Source organism: Streptomyces sp. WM6386 (assembly GCF_000972385.1).
GTDB lineage: Bacteria > Actinomycetota > Actinomycetes > Streptomycetales > Streptomycetaceae > Streptomyces.
In genome coordinates this window covers 1-933 of record NZ_JXTE01000244.1, presented here as the reverse complement: position 1 = coordinate 933, position 933 = coordinate 1, and the positions used below count along the sequence as shown (strand labels likewise).

Sequence of the window (933 nt, the reverse complement as noted above, 5' to 3'; positions counted from 1 at the left end):
ACCCTGGACACCGATGTCGCCACGATGCTCGACGCGGAGACGGTCACGGCCATCACCGGGGCACTGGCCGCGGCCGGCTGACGGGGGGGGGGGGGGGCCGCTCACAGGTCCTCGACCACCGTGACGACCGCTTCCAGCACGGCCCGTCCCCCCTGGGCCAGGGTCAGGGTGACCGGGCTGAGTCTGCGGCCCTCGGCGTCCCGTCCGCACAGACCGACCACCGCGGCGCACCGCATCGCCATGTCCGGCTCCGCGTACCCGCGGAAGTGGACCTTCAGCGAGCCCAGGGTGCACCGGTCGGCGGCCAGTTGGTGCATGCGGCCGGCGGCGAGGAGTGAGGTCTGGCGCAACGCCTCGAGCTGGACGAGGGCCGGCATATGGCCCTCGGCCGCGCCGTCGGGCAGCGGCCAGTTGCCGGGGATGCGCACGGTGGCCGACAGCCGGCCGTGCGTGAGGTCGAAGGGGCCGTGTACCAGGACGGTTTCCGGGTGGGTGCGCCCCACGTCGGCGGGGTCGGCCGGCCGGCCGCCGGTGGACTCGCCGGTGGGCGCGGTCAGTGCGGTCGCGAGGCTGAGCACGCGGTGGTTGCGGTGCACCACCGGCGGCAGGAACACCACGTCGGCGCTGCCCGAGCCGCACGGCACGTCGTCGATGCTCAGCACGGTGCTGAACCGAAGAGAGCGCGGCACCCCGTCGATGACCTTGTCGGGACGCACCCGCAGTTCGCTGGTGAGCAGCGCGGGGCGTGCGCGGGTGTCCGCGCAGGCGCGCCAGGCGGTGATGTCCCGGGTGGCGACGGCGACGCGGTAGAAGACGGCGGTGCGGTTGGCGGGGACCGGGAAATGGGTTTGCCCGATGAACTCGCCGGTTTCCCGGACCATTTCGACGGCCGTCTGGAGGTCGTGGAAGCGGTGTGGTCCGGCGGCGACGAGC

General features: G+C 73.7%; 1 protein-coding gene. It reads right to left on the bottom strand.

What is annotated here, in order from left to right; genetic code table 11:
- Positions 1–101: 101 nt before the first annotated feature.
- On the bottom strand, positions 102–933 hold an 832-nt coding region (locus TN53_RS41015), incomplete at its 5' end, for an AfsA-related hotdog domain-containing protein (protein WP_046263976.1).